Origin of the sequence: Microbacterium sp. 69-7, from assembly GCF_001897985.1 — a bacterium.
GTDB lineage: Bacteria > Actinomycetota > Actinomycetes > Actinomycetales > Microbacteriaceae > Microbacterium > Microbacterium laevaniformans.
This window is the reverse complement of the sequence record NZ_MKRU01000048.1, coordinates 1-917: the sequence shown is the minus strand read 5'-3', so window position 1 is coordinate 917 and position 917 is coordinate 1. Positions and strand designations below refer to the sequence as shown.

The 917-nt window shown below is 72.4% G+C and carries 2 protein-coding genes; both read right to left on the bottom strand.

Translation table 11 applies throughout. From position 1 onward, the window contains the following. Window positions 1-17: 17 nt before the first annotated feature. Window positions 18-512 carry a DUF3180 family protein gene (locus BGN98_RS04405; RefSeq protein WP_061682792.1) on the bottom strand — a complete coding sequence of 165 codons (495 nt, stop codon included), beginning with the start codon at window positions 510-512 and terminating at the stop codon, window positions 18-20. Continuing rightward, a partial coding sequence (gene folK, locus BGN98_RS04400) for a 2-amino-4-hydroxy-6-hydroxymethyldihydropteridine diphosphokinase (RefSeq protein WP_288119820.1) occupies window positions 509-917 on the bottom strand: 409 nt, incomplete at its 5' end. The genes folK and BGN98_RS04405, both read right to left, overlap by 4 nt.

Here is a 917-nt window from a genome sequence, read left to right as displayed (position 1 = left end):
CACCCCCGGGCTCGAGGTCAGTCGTGGTGGGAGAGGCCGAATCCTGGTTCGGGAGGTCCGGGGTGTTCGTCATCGTCGTCCTTCCGGATGGTGCAGAGGTGCTCGGCGACGAGCCCCGCCGCGACCAGCACGAGGCCGCCGACGATCGCGGCGATCACCGGTCCTGTCGAGCCTAACGAGGGCGCGACCGGTCGCGTGATCAGGAAGGCCAGAAGTCCCGCCGCGACACCGGCGACACCGGCGCCGACGAGGGTCGACGCCTTGGCCAGCATCGCGACGCGGACGGCCCGGAAGGGATCGACCGGCGCGGTCTGCGCACCGGCGGTCGCCCGACGGATCGGCAGGGCGAACAGCACGAGGGCGATGCCGAGCAGCACGAGCAGGATCGGCAACAGGAACGACGGCGTGAAGGTGGGGCGTCCTGTCGCCGTCAGCACCTGGTCGACGGCGAACCCGAGGAACACGCCGATCGCGATGGCGACGACGATCGTGCCCGCTTTGGTGCGCTTCACGCCGCGCCCCCGTCCGGCGCCGGCTCTGCATCCGCGGACGCCTCGGCATCGCGCAGGTCTGCGAGGAGGTCGCGCACGCGACCGACGCCGGGCAGCACGGCCTCGGGGTCGACCTGCAGCCACGGCTCGAGCACGAACGTCCGCTCCGCCGCGCGCGGGTGCGGCACGGTCAGCGCCGGATCGTCCGAGCGCACGTCGCCGTAGGCGATGAGATCGAGATCGAGCGTGCGGCTCTGCCAGCGGAGGTCATCGACCCGGCGTGGCGGGCGCCCGTGCGCCTCTTCGATCGCGTGGAGGTACCCGAGCAGCACGGAGGGGGCGAGGCGGGTCGTCACGAGCGCGACGGCGTTGAGGTATGCGGGGGCCTCTTCATCGGGACCGTCCAGCGTCAGCGCCACCGTCTCG